The sequence below is a fragment of the Streptomyces melanosporofaciens genome (assembly GCF_900105695.1).
Lineage (GTDB): Bacteria > Actinomycetota > Actinomycetes > Streptomycetales > Streptomycetaceae > Streptomyces > Streptomyces antimycoticus.
Window position 1 is genome coordinate 4988834 of the sequence record NZ_FNST01000002.1, and the last position, 21591, is coordinate 5010424.

The window sequence follows — 21591 nt, forward strand, 5'->3', positions numbered from 1 at the left end:
AGCCATAGGATTGGGGCCGAAACACTCCACACTCACTTTGAGGATCGCTGCATGCCTGGCATCACGCGCGAGGAGGTCGCCCACCTCGCCCGGCTGGCGCGTCTGGAGCTGAAGGCCGAAGAGCTGGACCACTTCGCCGGACAGCTGGACGACATCATCGGCGCGGTCGCCCGCGTCTCCGAGGTCGCCGACCAAGACGTACCGCCGACCTCCCACCCGCTGCCGCTGACCAACGTCATGCGCGCGGACGAGGTCCGTCCGTCCCTGACCCCGCAGCAGGCCCTGGCCTGCGCCCCGGCCCAGGAGCAGCAGCGTTTCAAGGTGCCGCAGATCCTGGGGGAGGAGTGACCACCGTGACCGACCTGACCAGGCTCACCGCGGCCGAGATCGCCGCCAGGATCGCCTCCGGCGAGGTCACCGCCGTCGAGGTGACCGAGGCGCATCTGGCCCGTATCGAGGCCGTCGACGAGAAGGTGCACGCCTTCCTGCACGTGGACCGTGAGGGGGCGCTCGCCCAGGCGCGCGCCGTCGACGCGAAGCGGGAGCGCGGTGAGGAGCTGGGCCCGCTGGCCGGTGTCCCGCTCGCGCTCAAGGACATCTTCACCACCAAGGGAATCCCGACCACGGTCGGTTCCAAGATCCTCGAAGGGTGGATCCCGCCGTACGACGCGACGGTGACCCAGCGGCTGCGGGACGCGGACGTGGTCATCCTCGGCAAGACCAACATGGACGAGTTCGCCATGGGGTCCTCGACCGAGAACAGCGCCTTCGGCCACACCGGCAACCCCTGGGACCTCACCCGTATCCCCGGCGGCTCCGGCGGCGGCTCCTCCGCCTCGCTTGCCTCCTTCCAGGCCCCGCTCGCCATCGGCACCGACACCGGCGGCTCGATCCGCCAGCCGGCCGCCGTCACCGGCACGGTCGGGGTCAAGCCGACGTACGGCGGGGTCTCCCGCTACGGCATGGTGGCCTTCTCGTCCTCGCTCGACCAGGGCGGCCCCTGCGCCCGCACCGTGCTGGACGCGGCGCTGCTGCACGAGGTCATCGCCGGGCACGACCCGATGGACTCGACCTCCATCGACGAGCCGGTCCCGGCCGTCGTCGAGGCCGCGCGCAACGGAAGCGTGCGCGGCATGCGCATCGGCGTCGTCAAGGAGTTCGCGGGCGAGGGCTACCAGGCCGGCGTCATGCAGCGCTTCAACGAGTCGGTGGAGCTGCTGCGGGAGCTGGGCGCCGAGATCGAGGAGATCTCCTGCCCGTCCTTCGACAAGGCGCTGGCCGCGTACTACCTGATCGCGCCGTCCGAGTGCTCGTCCAACCTGGCCCGCTTCGACGCCATGCGCTACGGCCTGCGGGTGGGCGACGACGGCACCAAGTCCGCGGAGGAGGTCACCGCGCTCACCCGTGCGGAGGGCTTCGGCGCGGAGGTCAAGCGCCGGATCATGCTCGGCACCTATGCGCTCAGCTCCGGCTACTACGACGCGTACTACGGCTCCGCGCAGAAGGTCCGTACGCTGATCAAGCGTGACTTCGAGAAGGCGTTCGAGCGGGTCGACGTGCTGATCTCGCCGACCACCCCGACCACCGCCTTCCCGATCGGAGAGCGCGTCGACGACCCGATGGCGATGTATCTGGCCGACCTGTGCACGATTCCCACGAACCTCGCGGGGAACGCGGCCATGTCACTGCCCTGCGGTCTGGCGCCGGAGGACGGTCTGCCGGTCGGACTGCAGATCATCGCCCCCGCCATGGCCGATGACCGGCTCTACAAGGTCGGCGCCGCGGTCGAGGCCGCGCTCGCCGACAAGTGGGGCCATCCGCTGATCGAGGAGGCACCGTCACTATGAGTGCGATCAAGAAGGCCAAGGGCTTCAAGAAGTCCCGGCCCGGCACCTACCTGTCCATCGCGGGCTCGCTGTTCGGCGCGGTCAGCGTGGCGAAGCAGGTCAAGAAGGCCCGCTTCGAGAACGACAAGCTGCAGCTGGCCGACGCGGTGGTCTCGGCCGCCGCCATCGTCACCGGCGTCGCCCTGCTCGTCCGCGAGCTCAAGCGCATGGGCGACGACGACGTCCTCGCGGACTGAGAGGTTAGTTTTTCCGTGACCGTCACTGAACTGGTGTCGTACGAGGACGCCCTGGCCGCCTACGACCCCGTGATGGGGCTCGAGGTGCATGTCGAGCTCGGCACCAAGACCAAGATGTTCTGCGGGTGCTCCACGGCGCTGGGCGCCGAGCCCAACACGCAGACCTGCCCCACCTGCCTCGGCCTGCCCGGCTCGCTCCCGGTGGTCAACGCGACCGGCGTCGAGTCCGCCATCAAGATCGGGCTCGCGCTCAACTGCGAGATCGCCGAATGGTGCCGCTTCGCCCGGAAGAATTACTTCTATCCGGACATGCCGAAGAACTTCCAGACGTCGCAGTACGACGAGCCGATCGCCTACAACGGCTATCTGGACGTCGATGTCGACGGGGAGGTCTTCCGCGTCGAGATCGAGCGCGCCCATATGGAGGAGGACACCGGCAAGTCCACCCATGTGGGTGGCGCGACCGGCCGTATCCACGGTGCCCAGCACTCCCTGCTCGACTACAACCGGGCCGGTATCCCGCTGATCGAGATCGTCACCAAGCCGATCGTCGGCGCCGGGGAGAAGGCCCCGGAGGTCGCCAAGGCGTACGTGACCGAGCTGCGCGAGCTCATCAAGTCGCTCGGGGTCTCCGAGGCGCGGATGGAAATGGGCCAGATGCGCTGCGATGTGAACCTGTCGCTGCGCCCGCACGGCGTCGAGAAGTTCGGCACCCGCTCCGAGACCAAGAACGTCAACTCGCTGCGGTCGGTCGAGCGGGCGGTGCGCTTCGAGGTCCAGCGCCATGCCGCGGTGCTGGGCGACGGTGGCACGATCATCCAGGAGACCCGTCACTTCCACGAGGAGGACGGCTCCACCACCTCCGGCCGGGTCAAGGAGGAGGCGGAGGACTACCGCTACTTCCCCGAGCCCGACCTGGTGCCGGTCGCCCCCACCCGTGCCTGGGTGGAGGAGCTGCGCGGCGGGCTTCCCGAGCTGCCGCGGGTGTACCGCAACCGGCTGCGCGAGGAGTGGGGCCTGTCCCGGCACGAGATGCAGTCGGTGCTCAACGCGGGCGCGATCGACCTGATCACCGCCACCATCGACGAGGGCGCCCCGGCCGACCAGGCCCGTAAGTGGTGGATGGGCGAGCTGGCCCGCCGCGCCAACGAGGACGGTGTGGAGCTCGCGGCGCTGCCGATCACTCCGGCGCAGGTCGCCCGGGTGTGCGCACTGGTCAAGGAGGGTTCGCTCAACGACAAGCTGGCCCGCCAGACGATCGAGGGCGTCCTCGCGGGTGAGGGCGGCCCGGACGAGGTCGTCACCAAGCGCGGGCTGAAGGTCGTCTCGGACGAGGGTGCGCTCGGCACCGCCGTGGACGAGGCGATCGCGGCCAACGCGGCCATCGCCGACAAGATCCGCGGCGGCAAGGTCGCGGCGGCGGGTGCGCTGGTCGGCGCGGTCATGAAGGCCACGCGCGGCCAGGCGGACGCGGCGCGGGTGCGTGAGCTGATCCTGGAGAAGCTGGGCGTCGAAGGCTGACGTTCGTCTCTTGGTCCGTGACGGCGGCGGGGTGCGCGAGGGCGCACCCCGCCGCCGTCGTATGCGCCCTTCCGCGCTGTCCGGTGGGTCTTTCCCCTCCCGCCCCTTCCCGCTACCAGGGGCTTCGCCCCGGACCCCGGGGGCGACATGCCGACCGTCGCGCCATGAACCCCTGCATCGGCGAGTTGATCGCGGTCGGCGCGCCGACGCGGCGGATGACCGGGCGGATGCCCGCGCACCTCCGGGGTGTCCGGCCGCGGGGTCTGGGGCGGAGCCCCGCACGCGGCGGAGCCGCAGATTGTCAGGCGGTGGGAAGGGGCGGGTAGCGGGAAGTATCGATATGCGGCTCCGCCGCGCGACCCGCCGCAGGCGCCACGATCCGCCGGACACCCCTAGAGCAGCAGCGGCTCCAGATGGGGGACCTCGAACCCCTCGTCGTCGAACGGGTACAGCGGCCGCGCGAGGCGCCGGTGGCCCAGGCGGGTCAGATCCTGGTCGACGCCGCCGGGAGTGAGCGCGAGCCGCCAGTCCGCCGCCAGGTCGTACAGCTCGGGTTCCAGGTAGCCGATCTTGACGACGACGAGGTCATGGCCGCGCGGGTCCAGCTCGCCGAAGTCGGCCAGGGTGTGGAACGGTTTGCGGCGGCTGACCAGGACCACCGTGACGCCCCCGTGCCGCACCGCCGCGAGATCCCCGCCGACCGGGTCGTCCCGGCGCAGGGCGACCACCTCGCCGGTCAGCTCGTAGGGCTCGGCATGGTCCGCCGTCCCCCGGCTGATCCCGCCGCCGACGCGGAGCCGGACCGTCGCGCCCGGCCCGGCGGCGAAGCACGCCGCGACCGCCGCCGGATCGGTGATCCCGGGGTGCAGGGCGGTGGCGCGGCCGGCGGCCAGATCCTCGTTGGCCAGCAGCCGGCCGAGCATATAGGCGAGGTCCCCGGCGCCTCCGGCCGTGGGATTGTCGCCGGAGTCGCTGATCAGGAAGGGGCGGGCGGAGGAGGCGACGGCCTCGGCGATGCATGCGTCGGCGCCGCCGGTGGGGCCGACGAAGGCGAAGTCGCGGCGCACATCCCAGTACTCGCGGGCCAGGGAGCGGGTCTGCTCGACCGCGAGCACGGGGTCGTCGCCGGTCACCACCACGGCCGCCCGGCAGCGCGGCTCGTCCGCCCAGGCGTAGCCCACCCAGATGGCCGCGTCCACGACGCCGTCCATCGCCTCCACGGCGGCCAGCCGCTCGTACAGCGACTTGGCGGGCTCCAGACGGGTGCTGGTGCGCTCACCGGGCAGCAGCACCGGGATCTGCACCCAGGCGAGATGCGGGCGGCCCCGGCCGGAGTCGAGGCGCTCCACCAGCTTGCGGGCGGCGCGCTCGCGGGTCTCCCAGGCGTCCTCGTGCGGGGCGAGACGGTGGGCGGTGAGCAGATCGAGCCGGCCGGCGAAGCGGCGGGAGACATTGCCGTGCGGGTCCATGGCGGCGGAGATCAGCGCGTCGGGCCCGATCGCTTCCCGTACGGCCTCGGTGAGATCGCCCTCGGCGTCCTCCAGGCCCACCACGCTCATCGCGCCGTGGATGTCGTACACCAGCCCGTCGAGCGGACCGGCCCGGCGCAGCCGCTCGATCAGCTCGCCCTTGATCCGGTCGTAGGTCTCGCGCTCGACCGGGCCGCCGGGGAGCGCGACGGCGTGGAGCAAGGGCACCCACTCGGCGCGCCCGGCCAGATCGCCGTCCGACCGGGCCCAGGCGTAACGGTCCAGCAGTTCCGCGTCGCGGGTGACACGGAAGTCGTCGTAGCCGGCGCGGTGCGGGCTGAAGGTGCTGGACTCGATGTGCATACCGCCGATGCCGATACGCGGGCGGCGGCCTCGGGACGCGGCAGGAGTCATGCTCTCCGACTTCCCGCTCATTCATGTGGTGAAGCCCACAAAGGGGACAAAGGATCTTATCCGCCTGACAGAGTGCTCAGGTCACAACCACATCACGCCGCCCCTGGCGCCCGAACCGGAAGGCAGCGATGGCCGCACTCGCCCGCTGGTGTCTCAGGCGCCGCGCCATCGTCATCGCGCTGTGGCTGGCCGCCTTCGCGGGGGTCGCCGCGGCGGCGGCCGTGACCGGGTCCGCGTACTCCAACGACTACGACATCCCCGGCACCGACTCCTCCAAGGCCTCCGCCCTGCTGGAGCGGCGGCTGCCGGACCGGGCGGGGGACAGCGACACCATCGTCTGGCACACCAAGGACGGCGCGGGCACTGTACGCGCGCCGGGGGTCGAGCGGCGGATGACGGCGGCGCTGAGGCAGGTCGCGGACCTGCCCGGCGTCGCCTCCGTGACCGGCCCCTACGGCTCCGGCGACACCAGCCGGATCAGCGCCGACCAGCACACCGCCTACGCCACCGTGGTCTTCCGTAAACCCGCCGCCGACCTGGGCGAGGCGGAGGTGCGCCGGGTGCTGGACACGGCGCGCTCCGCGGCCCTGGGGGCCCGGGGCCTGGAGGTCGAGATGGGAGGTGCGGGCGCCGGGCTCACCGAGCGGACCGGATCCGCCCATCTGAGCGAGGCCATCGGGGTCGGCGTGGCCGCTGTGGTCCTCTTCCTCGCCTTCGGCTCGCTCGTGGCGACACTGCTGCCGATCGCCACCGCGCTCATCGGCGTCGGCACCGCGTACGCGGCCATCCGACTGCTCGGCCACGCCATGACCATCGCCGACTTCGCGCCCATGCTCGGCATGCTGATCGGCCTCGGTGTGGGGATCGACTACGCGCTGTTCATCGTCACCCGGCACCGCAGGGGGCTGCGGCGGGGGCTGTCGATCGAACAGGCCGCACAGCGCGCGGTGGTCACTTCGGGGCGCGCGGTGGTGTTCGCGGGGGCGACCGTCTGTCTCGCGCTCCTCGGCATGCTGGTCCTGCGACTGTCCTTCCTCAACGGGGTGGCGGTCGCGGCGGCGCTCACCGTCGCCCTTACGGTCGCCGCCTCGCTCACCCTGCTGCCCGCGCTGCTCGGCCTGATCGGCATGCGGGCCCTGAGCCGGCGGGAGCGCAGACGGCTGGCCGAGCGGGGGCCGGAATCCACGGCGACCAAGGGCCTGTGCGCCCGCTGGGCGATCTGTGTCGAACGCCGCCCCAAGCTGCTGGGCGCGACCGCGGCCGCCCTCATCGCGCTGCTCGCCCTCCCCACCTTCTCGCTCCACCTGGGCACCTCGGATCAGGGCAACGGCCCCTCGGCCTCGACCACGCGACGGGCGTACGACCTGCTGGCCGACGGGTTCGGGCCAGGTTTCAACGGGCCGTTGACGCTGATGGGCAGCATCGACGGGGCCGACGACCGTATGGCCTTCACCCAACTGCCCAAGGTCCTGCGCACCATCGACGGGGTCGCCTCGGTGAGCGCCGCCGACCTGGGCGGGAGCGGCGACACCGGCGTCATCACGGTCGTCCCCGAGACGGCACCGCAGTCGCGGGCCACCTCCGACCTCGTCGGACGGCTGCGCGCCGAGGTGCTGCCCCGGGCCGAGGAGGGCAGCTCGCTGCGGGTGTACGTCGGCGGGCTGACCGCGGGCTACGACGACTTCGCCGCGGTGATCGTCGGCAAGCTGCCGCTGTTCGTGGGGGTGGTGGTGGCGCTGGGATGTGTGCTGTTGCTGCTCGCGTTCCGCAGCATCGGCATCCCGATCAAGGCGGCGGTCATGAATGTGGCCGCCGTCGCGTCGTCCTTCGGCGTGGTGGTCGCGATCTTCCAATGGGGCTGGGGGAGCGAACTGCTGGGGCTGGGCAGGGCGGGCCCCATCGAGCCCTTCCTGCCCGTGATCATGGTGTCGGTACTCTTCGGGCTCTCCATGGACTACCAGGTCTTCCTGGTCAGCCGGATGTACGAGGAGTGGCGGCGCACCCGCGACAACCGCACCGCGGTCCGGGTGGGGCTCGCCGAGACCAGCCGGGTCATCAACTCCGCGGCCGTCATCATGATCGCGGTCTTCTCGGCGTTCGTGCTCAGCGATGACCGGATCATCGCCATGTTCGGCATCGGGCTGGCGGCCGCGGTCGCCCTGGACGCCTTCGTCCTCCGTACGCTCCTGGTGCCCGCGCTGATGCATCTGCTCGGGGGCGCCAACTGGTGGCTGCCGAGCTGGCTGGAGCGGCTGCTGCCGAAGATCAGCATCGAGGCGGAGGGCGGCGGCGAGGGACGGGCGTCCGGACCGGTGCCGGTGCCCGTGTCGCTGCCGGGACAGTCGGGGAGCGGGGCGGCGCGGGCCGGTACGGAACGGTCGCCGGTTCCCTAAGGATCTCCCTGCGCCCTAAGGACCTCCCTGTGCCCTAAGGACCTCCCTGTGCCCTAAGGACCTCCCTGTGCCCTAAGGAGCGCCTCCTCTGCCCTAAGGACCCTCTTCCGCACTAAGGCCCTTCCTCAGGCTTCCTCAGCCGTGCGGGCAGGGTGCCTAAGGCCCTGGGCGGAGCGAAGATCGGGCAGCCTCCCGATGCGCCGGACCCTCCTGGGCGACGAGAGTGGACGCATTCCACGAAACCCTCGTCACCAGGGAGAACATCATGCTGCACTACGAGTTGCACCGGATCCGCGAGGCCGAGCTGCTGCGGGAGGCCGCCGCTCACCGGATGGTCCGCGAGGCGGTGGAGGAGACCGGCGGCCGGTCGGCCGAGCGTGAGTCCGGAGGGCGGGTGAGGCCGGTCCGGCGGTGGCGCGGCCATCGCTCACCACGGTCGTACCGCACGGCGGCCTGAGGGAGGGCCGGGCCATGCGGCTCGTCATGGGCGCCGGGGCGGGGGCCGAGGCGGCAGGTGCCGGGGCGGGGGCCGAGGTAGCGGGAGCTGAGGTAGCGGGCGCCGGGGCGGCGGGGGCCGGAAAAGCCGGTGCCGCGGTGTCAGGGCCCTGTGCGATGCTCGACGACGTGTTCACCACGTCTGTCAGCCCGGTGTTCGTCGGTCGCGCCCAGGAGTTGGCCACCCTCGAGGACGCGCTGGCCCGCGCCACCGCGGGCGAGCCGCAGGTGCTGCTGGTCGGTGGGGAGGCGGGGGTCGGCAAGACCCGGCTTATCGACGAGTTCCTGGCCTCGGCAGTGGCCGCCGGAGCCGTCGCGGCGGTCGGCGGCTGTGTGGAAATGGGGGCCGACGGGCTGCCGTTCGCGCCGGTGTCCACCGTGCTGCGCTCACTGCGCCGCAAACTGGGCACCGAGCTGGACGGGGCCGCCGCCGGGCAGGAGGGCGAACTGGCCCGGCTGCTGCCCGAGTTGGGCGAGACCGACCGCGCGTCCCACGACGAGGACGGCCGCGCCCGGCTGTTCGAGCTCACCGTAAGGCTGCTGGAGCGGCTGGCCGCGGAGCGCACCCTCGTCGTCGCCATCGAGGATCTCCACTGGGCCGACCGTTCCACCCGCGAACTCCTCGGCTATCTCTTCCGCTCGCTGCTCAGCGCCCGGCTGCTGGTCGTGGCCACTTACCGCTCCGACGACATCCACCGCCGCCATCCGCTGCGCCCCTTCCTCGCCGAGGTGGACCGGATGCGCGAGGTGCGGCGCATCGAGGTGTCCCGCTTCACCCGGGGCGAGGTGCACGCCCAGCTCACCGGGATCAACGGCGCCGAGCCGGAGCGCGACCTGGTCGACCGGATCTTCAAGCGCAGCGACGGCAACGCCTTCTTCGTGGAGGAGATCGCCCGTTCCCTCAACGAGGGCTGTAGCACCGGGCTCAGCGAATCCCTGCGCGATCTGCTGCTGGTGCGGGTCGAGGCGCTGCCCGAGGAGGCCCAGGGGGTGGTGCGGATCCTCGCCGAAGGCGGCTCCTCCGTGGAGTACGAACTGCTGCGGGCGGTCGCCCGGCTGGGCGAGGACGAGCTGATCGACGCGCTAAGGGCCGCGGTCGGGGCGAACATCCTGCGCCCCACGGCCGACGACAGCGGCTACCGCTTCCGGCACGCGCTGGTGCGCGAAGCCGTCGTCGACGATCTGCTGCCCGGGGAGCGCTCCCGGCTCAACCGGCGCTTCGCACAGGCCCTGGAGGCCGAGCCCGCGCTGGTGCGGGCCGATGAGCGGGCAGCCAGGCTGGCCAGCTACTGGTACCACGCACACGACCCCGCCAAGGCCCTGCCCGCCGTGCTCCAGGCGTCCGTCGAGGCCCGGCGGCGGTACGCCCACGCGGAGCAGCTGCGGCTGCTGGAGCGGGCCATGGAGCTGTGGGAGGACGCCCCCGAGGAGATACGGGAGGCGCAGCGGCCCGTGGACTACGCCGAGGTGTACCCCGCCTGCGGCTGTGAGGACCAGGCGCTGCGCCAGCTCGATCTGCTCGCCGAGGTGGTGGTGGCCGCGCATATGTCCGGGCAGCGGGAGCGGGCGCTGGCCGTCGCCAAGCGGGCACTGCGGGCGCTGGACGGAAGCGGTCGTGACCCTTTGCGGGCCGCCTGGTTCTGGACCCAGCAGGCCAAGCTGATGGAGGGCCTGGCACGCGGGGACGGCTGGGCGGAGCTGAGCCGCGCCCAGGAGCTGGTGCGGGGGCTGCCGCCGTCCCCCGTGCACGCCGACGTCATGGCGCAGGTGGCGGGCTGGACGATGACGCATCGGCCCGGGCCGGAGGGCCTGGCGGCCGCCGAACGGGCGGTGGAGCTGGCCCGGATGGTCGGCGCCGAGAGCACGGAGCTGAACGCCCGGCTGACGCTGGGCTACTTCACCGGTGACTCCGGCGACACCGAGCGCGGGCTGGCCGAGATGCGCGAGGTCTGCCGGCGGGCCGTGGCCCTCGGCGACATCAGCGTCCTGGGGCGGTGCTATGTCAATCTCGCCTCGGCGCTGGAGGGGGCCGGTCGGTCGGCCGAGGCGGTGGAGACCGCCGAGGAGGGCGCCCGGATCCTGGACCGCGTCGGCCTGGTGGACTCCCGTGCCTGGGTGTACGGGAATCTGGCCGAGTCGCTGTTCTCCCTGGGCCGCTGGGACGAGGCGCAGGTGGCGGCCCTGAAGACCCGGCGGCTCGCCCTCGGCACCAAGCCGCGCGGCACCGCCGCCAACCGGCTCGCCCAACTGGCGCTGGCGCGCGGCGAATGGGACACCGCCGAGCGCGAGCTGGCCGCCGCCCGTGAGCACTACGGCGCCCACGACCCCGAACCGCAGTACACCCTCCAGGCCGCGGGCCGGGCCATCGAACTCGCGGCGGCGCGCGGCCGGATACTGGAGGTCCGGGCCGTGCTGGACCAGGTCGTGGAGGCCGGTTTCCCGACCGGGATGCAGCGCTACGCCTGGCCGCTGCTGTACACGGCCGCCGCGGCCGAGTCGGCCGCGCGCGGACTGCCCACGGCCGGGCCGGGCCGGGGCGAGGCGCTGGCCCGCCTCCGGGCCGCCGCGAAGCGGGTGGCGCAGCCCGTGCCGGTATGGCGGGCCTACGCGGCGATGCTCCAGGCCGAACTGGAGCGCGCCGAGGGCCGGGACCGGCCCGACCTGTGGGCCGAGGCCACGGACGCCTTCGCCGCGCTGGACCGCCCGTATCCGCTGGCCCGCGCCCGTCACCGCTGGGCGGAGGCGCTGCTCGCCCTGGGCCAGGGCGCCCCGGGCCAGGGCGCCCCGGCCCAGGGCGCCCCGGCCCAGGCCGATCGCGAGCACGCCGCCGAACTGCTCGTCCAGGCGCATGCCGTGGCCGACTGGCTGGGCGCCCGCCCGCTGCGCGAGGAGATCGAGCTGCTGGCCCGGCGTGCCCGGCTGCCCCTGGCGTCCGCCGCGACCCGCCCCGCGCTCGACCCGTCCCTGCCCCGCACCCCCGCGCTGCCCCCGGCCCCGGGCTCCCTGGCTGCTGGTTCTTCGGTCCCGGGTGCCCAGGCCCCTGGCACCCCGGTCCCTGCCGCCGAGCCCACCGAGCCCACCGAGCCCGCCGATCCGGCCGAGGAGCTGGGGCTGACACCCCGGGAGCGGGATGTGCTGCGGCTGGTCGCCGCGGGGCGCAGCAATCGCCAGATCGCCGAGGAGCTCTTCATCTCGCCCAAGACGGCGAGCGTCCATGTCTCCAACATCCTGGCCAAGCTGGGCGTCTCGGGCCGGGGCGAGGCGGCCGCCGTGGCCCATCGGCTGCGGCTGGTGGACGGCCTGACCGACGGCGCGGCGGCGCGCTGAGCGCGTGACAGGAGGCGCGGGGCGCCGGGACGCGCGGGCCGACGGGACGGCGCCCTGACGGGATTCGCGGGGCGTTGACCGGACGCACGGAGGTGCTGACGGGATGCGCACGCTTGATGGGATGCGCGCTAACAGGACGCACTGGGCGTTGACCGGACGCGCGCGCTGACCGGACGGGCGCTCACAGCCCGCGCTGCGCGCTGACCCTCGCCGGGTCAGCCCTCTTTGCGGGGGCGGATCACCACCCGGCCGGAGTCGAGGTCCACAGGGCCCTTCCCCGGGTCGCTGCTGCCCGTCTCGTCGAGCGTGTACTCCAGCCGGTTGCGCTCTTCCTCGGTGTGCTTGCGGCCGGGCGCGAACAGCTCCTCGATGAGGTTGAACATGACGACCCCCGTAGGCATGCGGCTGCTGCCAGTGTAGGCAGACCGCTCACAGAACGGGCACGCCGCGACATGTCCGCCCGAACTCGGTGGCAGGATCGGCCGGTTCGCCGCCCGCTCAGCGGACTCTCTCCGCTCAGCGGACCTCCAGCCGCAGGATCCGGTCGTCCTCCTTGCCCGGTTTGCCGCGCCCATCGGTATTGCTCGTCGTCAGCCACAGCCCCCCGTCGTCCGCCGCCACCACGCTGCGCAGCCGTCCGTACTTCCCGTCCAGGAACGACTGCGGCTTCGCCACCGGCTTGTCGCCCTTCAGCGGAATACGCCACAGCCGCTCACCGCGCAGCCCCGCCATCCAGATCGAGCCCTTGGCGAAGGCGATTCCGCTCGGCGAGGCGTCCTCGGGCTTCCACTGCTCGACCGGATCGACAAAGCCCTTCTTACCGGCCTGGCCCTCGACCTCCGGCCAGCCGTAGTTCTTGCCCGGCTCGATCGGATTGAGCTCGTCCCAGGTGTCCTGGCCGAACTCGGAGGCCCACAGCCGCTTGTCCGCATCCCAGGCCAGGCCCTGCACATTGCGGTGACCCCAGGAGTAGACGACCGATTGGGCGTCCGGATTGCGGGGCGCGGGCTCGCCGTCCGGGGTCATCCGCAGGATCTTGCCGCCGAAGGAGTCCATGTCCTGGGCGAGCCCGCGGTCACCGCTCTCTCCCGTGCCCGCGTAGAGCATCTTGTCCGGGCCGAAGGCGATACGGCCGCCATTGTGGATCGCGCCCTTGGGGATGCCCTTGAAGATCGTGTCCGGGGCGCCCAGCTGATCGCCCGCGGGGCGCTTGTCGTCGTACACCATGCGGACGATGCGGTTGTCCGAGTCGGTGGTGAAGTACGCGTAGACCATGTGGTCCGCGCCGAAATCGGAGGAGACCGCCAGCCCCAGCAGCCCGCCCTCACCGGCGGCGGAGACGCCCGGGACGGACCCCACCTCGGTCTTTTTCCCCGTGTCCGCCGAGACCTTGAAGATCTTCCCGGTGTCCCGCGAGGAGACCAGCAGATCCCCGCCGGGCAGCGGTGCGAGCCCCCAGGGGGAGTCCAGCTTCGTGGTGAGCGTGCGCACCACCTTCACCGAGCCCTTCGCGGGCGCCGCGGACTCCGTCGGCGACGGCGCGCCCGAGGAGCCCCCGCCGCCCGGCTTCGAGGGCGCGGACGAGCGGCCGCCCGGTCTGGTGATGCTGTCGCCGTCGGACGAGCAGCCCGCCACGAGCAACACGGCGGCAGCGGCGGCGAGTACAGAGGTCACGCGAGGACGTCGCACGGTCGGATTCCTCTCCATGGGCACGTGTGCCGCGGCACGGCACTGATTCTTATACACCGCTGCCCCGCGCCGGGTTCCCATCTCCGAACCGGGCCCGGACCAGGCGCGCACCCGGACCAGGCGCCCACCCACCCCGGCCGCCCGCCCGCGGCACCTCAGTCCCACGACCCCCGCGCCGGCGGCAGCTCCGCGATCTCCGCGAGGTCCTCGTGCGAGAGCGGCACATCGGCCGCAGCGCAGTTCTCCGCCGCCCACCGCTCCCGCTTCGTCCCCGGCACCGGCACCACATGCGGCCCCTGCGCCAGCAGCCAGGCCAGGGCCACCTGCGCCGGGGTCACCTCGTCCCCGTGCCGCTGGGCGACCCGTCGCAGACCGGCCACGATCGGCTGGTTCGCGGCCATCATCTCCGCCGTGAACCGCGGATGCCGGGCCCGCATGTCGTCCGGCTCGAAGCCCTGCCCCGGGGTCAGCGTCCCGCTCAGGAAGCCGTTGCCGAGCGGCATCGCCGCCAGGAAGCCCACCCCGCGCGAGGCGCACCACGGCACCAGCGCCTCCAGCGCATCGGGCGACCACACCGACAGCTCCGCCTGTACACAGCTGACCGGAAAGACCTGCTGGACCCGCTCCAGTTGGCGCACCGTGGCGTCGTGCATCCGCGCGCCCGACCTCCGCTGCGCCCGCGCACCCACGGCGCACAGCCCCAGCGCCCGCACCTTCCCGGCCGCGACCAGCTCCGCCATCGCGCCCCAGGTCTCCTCTATGGGCACCTCCGGGTCGGCCCGGTGCAGTTGGTAGAGGTCGATCACATCGGTCTGCAGCCGGCGCAGCGAGGCGTCGCAGGCCCGTTTCACATAGCCGGGCCGCCCGTTGGCCACGATGTGCTGCTCGCCCACCAGCAGCCCGCATTTGGTGGACACGAAGGCGTCCCCCCGCCGCTCCTTGAGCACCCGCCCCACCAGCAGCTCATTGGTGAAGGGGCCGTACATGTCCGCGGTGTCCAGCAGGCTCGCGCCCGAGTCGAGCGCGGTGTGCACGGCGCGCACCGAAGTCTCGCCACTGCGCTGCGAAGCGGTGTACGCCCAGCTCATCGGCATGCACCCCAGGCCGATCGCACCCACTTCGAGCGCCGCCGCTCCGATTTTCCTGCGCTTCACCTCGCCTGACCCCTCCCGTTCCCTCGGACCCCAAACTAACCTCTGCAGGCTGCCGGTGATCGCATAGCCTCCTGGCATGAGTGCAGATCACAGCGATACGTTCCGCCAGCACGATGCGACTCAGGGTTCATCCGAAGCGCGCGACCTGGTGTGGCTGCCCATCCCGCCCGAGGAGATCGACGGCCTGCCCGACACCCTCGAATACGCCCACTGGGACGGCGGCCCCGACTTCCCCACCGACCCGGCGCGCTGCGCGTTCTACTGCGTCCCGTACATGAAGCCGCCGCAGGTGTGCACCCGCCCGCTGCCGGCCATGACCAACCTGCGGGTGGTGCAGACCCTCACCGCCGGAATAGACCACATCAAACCCGCGCTGGCGGATCTCGCGCCCGGGGTGCGGCTCTGCAACGCACGCGGGGTGCACGACGCGAGCACCGCCGAGCTCGCCCTCACCCTCATCCTGGCCTCGCTGCGCGGTATCCCCGACTTCGTCCGGGGCCAGGACGCCGAGGAGTGGCGCTCCGGCTTCCGCCCGGCGCTCGCCGACAAGTCCGTATTGATCGTCGGCTACGGGGCCATCGGTAGCGCGATCGAGGACCGGCTTGTGCCCTTTGAGTGCGAGCGGGTGGCGCGCGTCGCGCGCTCCCCGCGCACGACCGAGCGCGGCCCGGTGCATCCGATCGACGAACTGCCCCGATTGCTTCCGGAAGCCGATGTGGTGGTGCTGGTGACCCCGCTCACCGAGGCCACCCGCGGCCTGGCCGGGGCGGAGTTCCTGTCGCGGATGAAGGACGGGGCGCTGTTGGTGAACGTCTCCCGAGGCGGGGTCGTGGACACCAAAGCCCTGCTCACCGAGGTGGAGTCGGGCCGGCTGCGGGCCGCGCTCGATGTGACCGACCCCGAACCACTGCCCGCCGGGCATCCGCTGTGGCACGCTCCAGGGGTGCTCATCTCCCCGCATGTGGGCGGCCCCACGTCCGCCTTCCTCCCGCGCGCCAAGCGGCTGTTGAGGGATCAGCTGAACCGCTTCGCACGCGGCGAGTCGCTGGCACATCTCGTCGCCACGACGGGGTAGACATGCCTCTGGCAGCACATACAGGCACCGATTGACTCCACTGCGTATATACAACGCTGTAGTCGGTTACGGACCGTAGATGGCCTATGTCCCTGAGTGACCAGTCTGGTGTATCGTCCCGAGCGGGGGCTGCGCCACTGACCTGACGGCGTCAGCGATGGACCGGAACTCGAGGGGGGCGACGGGCGATGTATGGCCGATGGACCGACAACCCGACGCAGCTCAGGCGTCGACCGCGACATTTCCGCGCAGCCGCGCGGATCTCCAACTCGATGAGCCCCACGGGGATACCGCTCCCGGGGTCCCCGCGGCGCCAGTGGTCCGCCACGCAGTGGATGGCAGTCCAGTGAGCGCCACGGGAGCGGTGCTCGCGCGGCCGTCGGTCTCCGGCGGCGGTGCCGGGCTGTTACCGCAAGTGGTCCTCGCCCTGGTCTGCGGCGGGTATGCGGCGGGTGCGATCCTCGGCTGGGGATCGACCCAACTCTCCCTTGTCATGGGTGACTTCGGACTGAGCGCGGCAGCGCTCGCCGCCGCGCTGTCCTGTCTGTGGCACGGCCGCCGGCACGCCGGCCGACTGCGCCCGGCCTGGCTGCTGTTCGCCGCCTCCTCGGCCATGGCCGCGCTGGGGAACGCCGTATGGGGCTGGTACGAGGTGGTGCTCGGCCACCCCGTGCCGACCCCGTCCGCCGCCGACTTCTGCTTCCTGCTCTTCGCCCCGCCCGCCATCGTCGGGATGCTGGTGCTCGCCAAGCGCCCCACCAGCCGGGCCCGGTGGATCTGCCTGGGGCTGGACGCCTGGCTGATCGCCGGATCGCTGGTGACCCTCTCCTGGAGCCTCGCGCTCGCCCACACCGGGCAGTTCGGCGGGGACGGCGCCTCCGTGGCCCGCGGGGCCCTGGCGCTCGCCTATCCGCTGCTGGACATCGTGCTCGTCAGCATGGTGATCGTGCTCCACTTCCGGCGCTCGACGGGCAACCGCTCCGCGGTCAACACCGCGATCGCCGCCTTCGCGCTCACCGTGCTGTGCGACGCGCTGTTCACCTCACCGCTGCTGCGCGAGCACTACCGCTCCGGGCAGATACTCGACGCCGGATGGTTCGCCGGTTCCGCGCTGCTGGCCTACGCCCCGTGGGTGGCCCGCCGCGAGGCCGCCCAGGAGCCGCCGTCGGCGCGCCGTCCCGCGCAGCAGAGCGTCCCCATCGCGGGCTCGCTCGCCGCACTCGCGCCGTATCTCGCCGCCGCCGTCTGCACCCTGGGGGTCCTGTTCAACGTGATGGACGGCCGGCCGATCGACGGGGTGGTGCTCTCCACCGCCTGCGCGGTCGTGCTCGCGCTCGTCGTCCGACAAGCGATCATGCTGATGGACAACATCAGGCTCACCCAGGAGCTCGCCGAGAAGGAGAACCACTTCCGCTCCCTGGTGCAGAGCTCCAGCGATGTGATCATGATCGCCGCACCCACCGGGATCCTCCGCTACGTCAGCCCGGCCGCCACCGGCGTCTACGGCCGCGACGCGGACGAGATGGTCGGCTCCGAGCTGGCCTCCCTCATCCACCCCGAGGACCTCGGGTCGGTGGTCCACGAGGTCCGCCGTTTCCTGGCCGCCTCACCGGGCCAGGAGCCCACGACGCGCATCGAGTGCCGCTTCCGCTCCGGCTCCGGCGACTGGCTCAACGTGGAGTCCACGGTCAACCGCCACCACGGCGGGCTGATCTTCAACAGCCGCGATGTCACCGAGCGGGTCCGGCTCCAGGCCCAGCTGCAGCACAACGCCGAGCACGACCCGCTCACCGATCTGCCCAACCGCGCCCTGTTCACCCGGCGGGTCCGGCACGCCGTCGGAGGCCGCCGCCGTACGGACGCCGGCACCGCCGTGTTCTTCATCGACCTCGACGGCTTCAAGGCGGTCAACGACACCGTCGGCCACCACGCCGGTGACGAGCTGCTGGTCCAGGCCGCCCGCCGGCTCCAGGAGTCCGTGCGGTCCGGGTCCGGCGACTGCGCGGCCCGGCTCGGGGGCGACGAGTTCGCCGCCCTCATCATCGGCGACGGCGACGGCGCGGGGGACGTGGGCGCCCGCGAGCAGCGCATCATGGAGATCGCCGACCGGCTGCGGGTCCGGCTCTCCCAGCCCTACCGGGTCGAGGGCGGCACCGAGGTCCGCGTGGCCGCCAGCATCGGCGTCGCCTTCGCCGAGCCCGGCACCAGCCCCGGCGCCCTGATGCGCAACGCCGACCTGGCGATGTACCGCGCCAAGGCCGCGGGCAAGAACCGCGTCGAGCTGTACGCACCGCAGATGCAGGCCGAGGTGGCGCGCCGCGCCGAGGTCGCCACCAGACTCCGCGCCGCCCTGCACGACGGGGAGTTCGTGCTGCTGCACCAGCCCGTCGTCGAGCTGACCAGCGGCCGGATCACCGCGGTCGCGGCGCAGGCCCGCTGGCGCTCGGCCCAGGGGATCCTGTTCACCCCCGCCGAGTTCCTCCGGGTCGCCGACAACGGCCGTGGAGGAGGTGAGGACACGGCCCGCACCGCAGAGCTGTCCCGCTGGATGCTGGAGGCGGCCGTCGAGCAGGCCGCCCAGCGGCGCCGCGACGGCCATCCGGTCCCGGTCTGCGTACGGCTCCCCGCGAGCCGGCTGGTCGACAAGTCGTTGCCGCCCAAGGCCGTGGAGACCCTGCTGGCCCGCCATGGGCTGCCCTCCGGCGCGCTGATCCTGGAGCTGACCGACAGCGATCCACGGGTGCCGCTCGACGAGCTCGAGCACCGCCTCGGCGCGCTGCGCCGCCTGGGGGTGCGGATCGCCCTGGACGGCTTCGGCAGCGGCTATGCCGCGATCAGGGCGCTGCGCAGGCTCCCCATCGATGTGCTGAAACTGGACCCCGGGCTGGTCGAGGGCGTGGTCGAGTCCTCACGGCTCCACAAGATCACCGCTGGGCTGCTGAGGATCGCCGGAGATCTCGGAATGCAGTCCATCGCAGAGGGGGTGGAGTTGCCCGAGCAGATCGTCACCCTGCGCGGTATGGGATGCACCCACGCCCAAGGGGCGGCCTTCAGCGGACCGCTGGACGAGCACCGGCTGCGCCGGGCCCTGCTGCGCGGCGGCTATCCCGTCCCCCGCTCGGAGCCGCCGCTGCTCGTCGGCGGCGCCCTGCCGATCCGATACGGCGGTCACACCGGCCATGGCGGATCCCATGGTCCGCGCCGCACGGAGCCGCACACCCATCCGCCGACCCGCTCAAATACTGAGACGCCCGTCCCACCCACTTGACACTCGATATGCGCCGGGGGGAGGGTCGGAGCCATGCGCACCCGAATTCTCGTACTTGGACAGCGCGTCGGCTGAGCAGGGCCCGTTGAAGCCCTGCGGACCCTCACCGGCGCGCTCCCCTCGCTTGCCTTACGGCACGAGGGGTTTTTTGTTGCACCGGCACCCGGTGCACCGCCCGCCCTCACCCTCCCGCACCGAACCTCATCTTCGAGAAGAGAATGCCGATGACCGAGCAGGCCCCCGGGTCCCATCACCCCCAGCCTCGGCCCCGTAGCGGCGGACCGCAGTCCGCCCCCGTCGAGCACGTCACGGGCGCGCAGTCCCTCATCCGTTCCCTCGAGGAAGTGGGTGCCGACACCGTCTTCGGCATCCCCGGTGGCACGATCCTCCCCGCCTATGACCCGATGATGGACTCCTCAAAGGTCCGGCATGTGCTCGTCCGCCATGAGCAGGGTGCGGGCCACGCGGCCACCGGCTATGCCCAGGCCACCGGCAAGGTCGGCGTCTGCATGGCGACCTCGGGCCCCGGAGCGACCAACCTGGTCACCCCCATCGGCGACGCCCATATGGACTCGGTCCCGATCGTCGCGATCACCGGCCAGGTGGCGTCCAAGGCCATCGGTACGGACGCCTTCCAGGAGGCGGACATCTGCGGCATCACCATGCCGATCACCAAGCACAACTTCCTGGTCACCAAGGCCGAGGACATCCCCCGCACGATCGCCGAGGCGTTCCACATCGCCTCCACCGGCCGTCCCGGCCCGGTCCTGGTCGACATCCCCAAGGACGTGCTCCAGGCGCGGACCACCTTCTCCTGGCCGCCGCAGATCGAGCTGCCCGGCTACCGCCCGGTCACCAAGCCGCACGCCAAGCAGATCCGCGAGGCCGCCCGCCTGATCACCCAGGCCGAGCGCCCGGTGCTGTATGTCGGCGGCGGCGTGATCAAGGCCCAGGCCACCGCCGAGCTGAAGGTGCTGGCCGAGCTGACCGGGGCGCCGGTCACCACCACCCTGATGGCGCTGGGTGCCTTCCCCGACACCCACCACCTCCACCTGGGCATGCCGGGCATGCACGGCACCGTCGCCGCCGTGACCGCCCTGCAGAAGGCCGATCTGATCGTGGCGCTCGGCGCCCGGTTCGACGACCGCGTCACCGGCAAGCTGGACTCCTTCGCCCCGTACGCCAAGATCGTCCACGCGGATATCGACCCGGCCGAGATCGGTAAGAACCGCGCCGCCGACGTGCCCATCGTCGGAGACGCCCGCGAGGTCATCGCGGACCTGGTCGTCGCCGTCCAGGCCGAGCACGACGCGGGCCACGCCGGTGACTACAGCGGCTGGTGGGAGGACCTGAACCGGTGGCGGGAGACCTACCCGCTCGGCTACGACCAGCCCACCGACGGCAGCCTCTCCCCGCAGCAGGTCATCCAGCGGATCGGGCAGCTGGCGCCGGAGGGCACGATCTTCGCCGCGGGCGTCGGCCAGCACCAGATGTGGGCCGCCCACTTCATCGACTACGAGACCCCCGCGACCTGGCTGAACTCGGGCGGCGCCGGGACGATGGGCTACGCCGTCCCGGCCGCCATGGGCGCCAAGGCCGGCGCCGGCGAGGGCCGTACGGTCTGGGCGATCGACGGTGACGGCTGCTTCCAGATGACCAACCAGGAGCTGGTCACCTGCGCGCTGAACAACATCCCGATCAAGGTCGCGATCATCAACAACGGCGCGCTGGGCATGGTCCGCCAGTGGCAGACGCTCTTCTACAACCAGCGCTACTCCAACACGGTCCTGCACTCCGGCCCCGACGCCCCCGCCCAGCAGAGCCTGGGCACCCGCGTCCCCGACTTCGTGAAGCTCTCCGAGGCCATGGGCTGCGTCGGGCTGCGCTGCGAGGACCCGGCCGACCTCGACGCCGTGATCGAGAAGGCCAACGCGATCAACGACCGCCCGGTGGTCGTGGACTTCATCGTCCACGAGGACGCCATGGTCTGGCCGATGGTCGCGGCCGGCACCTCCAATGACGAGATCCTGGCGGCGCGCGACACCCGCCCGGACTTCGGCGACGGCGACGACGACTGAGATCAGGACCGAGAGAAGAAGAGAGACCGAGCCCATGTCCAAGCACACGCTCTCCGTCCTGGTGGAGAACACCCCCGGCATCCTCGCCCGGATCGCCGCACTGTTCTCCCGCCGCGGCTTCAATATCGACTCACTGGCCGTCGGCGTCACCGAGCACCCCGACATCTCCCGGATCACCATCGTGGTCAATGTCGAGGAGCTGCCGCTGGAGCAGGTCACCAAGCAGCTCAACAAGCTGGTCAATGTGCTGAAGATCGTCGAGCTGGAGGACGGCCAGGCGATTCAGCGGGAGCTGGTCCTGGTGAAGGTCCGCGCCGACAACGAGACCCGCTCCCAGATCGTCGAGATCGTCCAGCTCTTCCGCGCCAAGACCGTGGACGTCTCCCCGGAGGCCGTCACCATCGAGGCCACCGGCAGCAGCGACAAGCTCGAGGCCATGCTCAGGATGCTGGAACCGTACGGCATCAAGGAGCTGGTCCAGTCCGGCACCATCGCCATAGGGCGCGGCGCCCGCTCCATCACCGACCGGAGCCTGCGCGCGCTCGACCGGTCCGCCTGACCCGCCCCACCAGCGGGGATCATGGTCCGGCGCGCACCGCGCGCCGGACCGTATGGCGAGACCCCG

Annotated in this window: 15 protein-coding genes; 11 read left to right on the top strand and 4 right to left on the bottom strand. The window is 71.9% G+C overall.

Going from position 1 to position 21591, the window contains the following annotated elements:
• Positions 1 to 51: 51 nt before the first annotated feature.
• The 4 genes from gatC to gatB are packed head-to-tail and all read left to right on the top strand — an operon-like array spanning position 52 to position 3604.
• On the top strand, positions 52 to 348 hold the full coding sequence (gene gatC, locus BLV72_RS24480) for an Asp-tRNA(Asn)/Glu-tRNA(Gln) amidotransferase subunit GatC (RefSeq protein WP_014055099.1): 297 nt from the start codon (positions 52 to 54) through the stop codon (positions 346 to 348).
• A gap of 5 nt (positions 349 to 353) precedes the next feature.
• Complete coding sequence (gatA, locus tag BLV72_RS24485) at positions 354 to 1847, top strand: Asp-tRNA(Asn)/Glu-tRNA(Gln) amidotransferase subunit GatA (RefSeq protein WP_093470523.1); 1494 nt, start codon at positions 354 to 356, stop codon at positions 1845 to 1847.
• Entirely contained in the window at positions 1844 to 2083 is a 240-nt protein-coding gene (locus tag BLV72_RS24490) for a hypothetical protein (protein ID WP_014055101.1), read from the top strand. The genes gatA and BLV72_RS24490 overlap by 4 nt, the downstream gene beginning before the upstream one ends.
• A 15-nt stretch (positions 2084 to 2098) precedes the next feature.
• Positions 2099 to 3604, top strand: a complete 1506-nt coding sequence (gatB, locus tag BLV72_RS24495) for an Asp-tRNA(Asn)/Glu-tRNA(Gln) amidotransferase subunit GatB (protein ID WP_059144128.1) — start codon at positions 2099 to 2101, stop codon at positions 3602 to 3604.
• Positions 3605 to 3996: 392 nt separating this feature from the next.
• Here the strand turns inward: gatB and BLV72_RS24500 are convergent, their stop codons facing one another.
• Positions 3997 to 5487: a M81 family metallopeptidase gene (locus BLV72_RS24500; protein ID WP_093464869.1), complete on the bottom strand. Its 1491-nt coding sequence runs from the start codon at positions 5485 to 5487 to the stop codon at positions 3997 to 3999.
• 128 nt (positions 5488 to 5615) lie between these two features.
• On the opposite strand from BLV72_RS24500, the gene BLV72_RS24505 reads away from it, so the two are divergent.
• From BLV72_RS24505 to BLV72_RS24515, 3 genes are all read left to right on the top strand, one after another.
• A complete protein-coding gene (locus BLV72_RS24505; protein WP_093464870.1) occupies positions 5616 to 7880 on the top strand; it encodes an MMPL family transporter in 2265 nt (754 codons plus the stop codon).
• 223 nt (positions 7881 to 8103) lie between these two features.
• Positions 8104 to 8337, top strand: coding sequence for a hypothetical protein (locus BLV72_RS24510; RefSeq protein WP_093464872.1), 234 nt, complete (start codon positions 8104 to 8106; stop codon positions 8335 to 8337).
• Between the two features lie 14 nt (positions 8338 to 8351).
• Positions 8352 to 11702, top strand: a complete 3351-nt coding sequence (locus BLV72_RS24515) for a helix-turn-helix transcriptional regulator (protein WP_093464873.1) — start codon at positions 8352 to 8354, stop codon at positions 11700 to 11702.
• A gap of 215 nt (positions 11703 to 11917) precedes the next feature.
• On the opposite strand, the gene BLV72_RS47380 is transcribed toward BLV72_RS24515, so the two are convergent.
• The 3 genes from BLV72_RS47380 to BLV72_RS24525 all read right to left on the bottom strand — a co-directional run bounded on the left by BLV72_RS47380 (position 11918) and on the right by BLV72_RS24525 (position 14545).
• The gene (locus BLV72_RS47380) at positions 11918 to 12103 is read right to left on the bottom strand and encodes a DUF6191 domain-containing protein (RefSeq protein ID WP_143059803.1); all 186 of its coding nucleotides are present in this window, start codon (positions 12101 to 12103) and stop codon (positions 11918 to 11920) included.
• A gap of 115 nt (positions 12104 to 12218) precedes the next feature.
• The gene (locus BLV72_RS24520) at positions 12219 to 13409 is read right to left on the bottom strand and encodes a PQQ-dependent sugar dehydrogenase (protein ID WP_167746397.1); all 1191 of its coding nucleotides are present in this window, start codon (positions 13407 to 13409) and stop codon (positions 12219 to 12221) included.
• A 137-nt stretch (positions 13410 to 13546) separates the two neighbouring features.
• Positions 13547 to 14545 carry an aldo/keto reductase gene (locus BLV72_RS24525; RefSeq protein ID WP_093464876.1) on the bottom strand — a complete coding sequence of 333 codons (999 nt, stop codon included), beginning with the start codon at positions 14543 to 14545 and terminating at the stop codon, positions 13547 to 13549.
• Positions 14546 to 14621: 76 nt separating this feature from the next.
• Here BLV72_RS24525 and BLV72_RS24530 point away from each other — a divergent pair, with 76 nt between their 5' ends.
• From BLV72_RS24530 to ilvN, 4 genes are all read left to right on the top strand, one after another.
• A complete protein-coding gene (locus BLV72_RS24530; RefSeq protein ID WP_208905711.1) occupies positions 14622 to 15620 on the top strand; it encodes a 2-hydroxyacid dehydrogenase in 999 nt (332 codons plus the stop codon).
• Positions 15621 to 15966: 346 nt separating this feature from the next.
• The gene (locus BLV72_RS24535; protein WP_093464878.1) at positions 15967 to 18888 is read left to right on the top strand and encodes a putative bifunctional diguanylate cyclase/phosphodiesterase; all 2922 of its coding nucleotides are present in this window, start codon (positions 15967 to 15969) and stop codon (positions 18886 to 18888) included.
• A 224-nt stretch (positions 18889 to 19112) separates the two neighbouring features.
• Positions 19113 to 20966 (top strand): acetolactate synthase large subunit, encoded by a 1854-nt coding sequence (locus BLV72_RS24540; RefSeq protein ID WP_093464879.1) that lies wholly within the window; start codon positions 19113 to 19115, stop codon positions 20964 to 20966.
• Between the two features lie 34 nt (positions 20967 to 21000).
• Positions 21001 to 21525, top strand: coding sequence for an acetolactate synthase small subunit (gene ilvN / locus BLV72_RS24545; RefSeq protein WP_037948468.1), 525 nt, complete (start codon positions 21001 to 21003; stop codon positions 21523 to 21525).
• The last annotated feature ends 66 nt before the right edge of the window (positions 21526 to 21591 follow it).

Bases quoted from the DNA above. Each gene is read 5' to 3' on its own strand.
- gatC (WP_014055099.1), top strand. From the start codon at position 52: ATGCCTGGCATCACGCGCGAGGAGGTCGCCCACCTCGCCCGGCTGGCG.
- BLV72_RS24490 (WP_014055101.1), top strand. From the start codon at position 1,844: ATGAGTGCGATCAAGAAGGCCAAGGGCTTCAAGAAGTCCCGGCCCGGC.
- BLV72_RS24500 (WP_093464869.1), bottom strand. From the start codon at position 5,487: ATGACTCCTGCCGCGTCCCGAGGCCGCCGCCCGCGTATCGGCATCGGC.
- BLV72_RS24505 (WP_093464870.1), top strand. From the start codon at position 5,616: ATGGCCGCACTCGCCCGCTGGTGTCTCAGGCGCCGCGCCATCGTCATC.
- BLV72_RS24515 (WP_093464873.1), top strand. From the start codon at position 8,352: ATGCGGCTCGTCATGGGCGCCGGGGCGGGGGCCGAGGCGGCAGGTGCC.
- BLV72_RS47380 (WP_143059803.1), bottom strand. From the start codon at position 12,103: ATGCCTACGGGGGTCGTCATGTTCAACCTCATCGAGGAGCTGTTCGCG.
- BLV72_RS24520 (WP_167746397.1), bottom strand. From the start codon at position 13,409: ATGGAGAGGAATCCGACCGTGCGACGTCCTCGCGTGACCTCTGTACTC.
- BLV72_RS24530 (WP_208905711.1), top strand. From the start codon at position 14,622: ATGAGTGCAGATCACAGCGATACGTTCCGCCAGCACGATGCGACTCAG.
- BLV72_RS24540 (WP_093464879.1), top strand. From the start codon at position 19,113: ATGACCGAGCAGGCCCCCGGGTCCCATCACCCCCAGCCTCGGCCCCGT.
- ilvN (WP_037948468.1), top strand. From the start codon at position 21,001: ATGTCCAAGCACACGCTCTCCGTCCTGGTGGAGAACACCCCCGGCATC.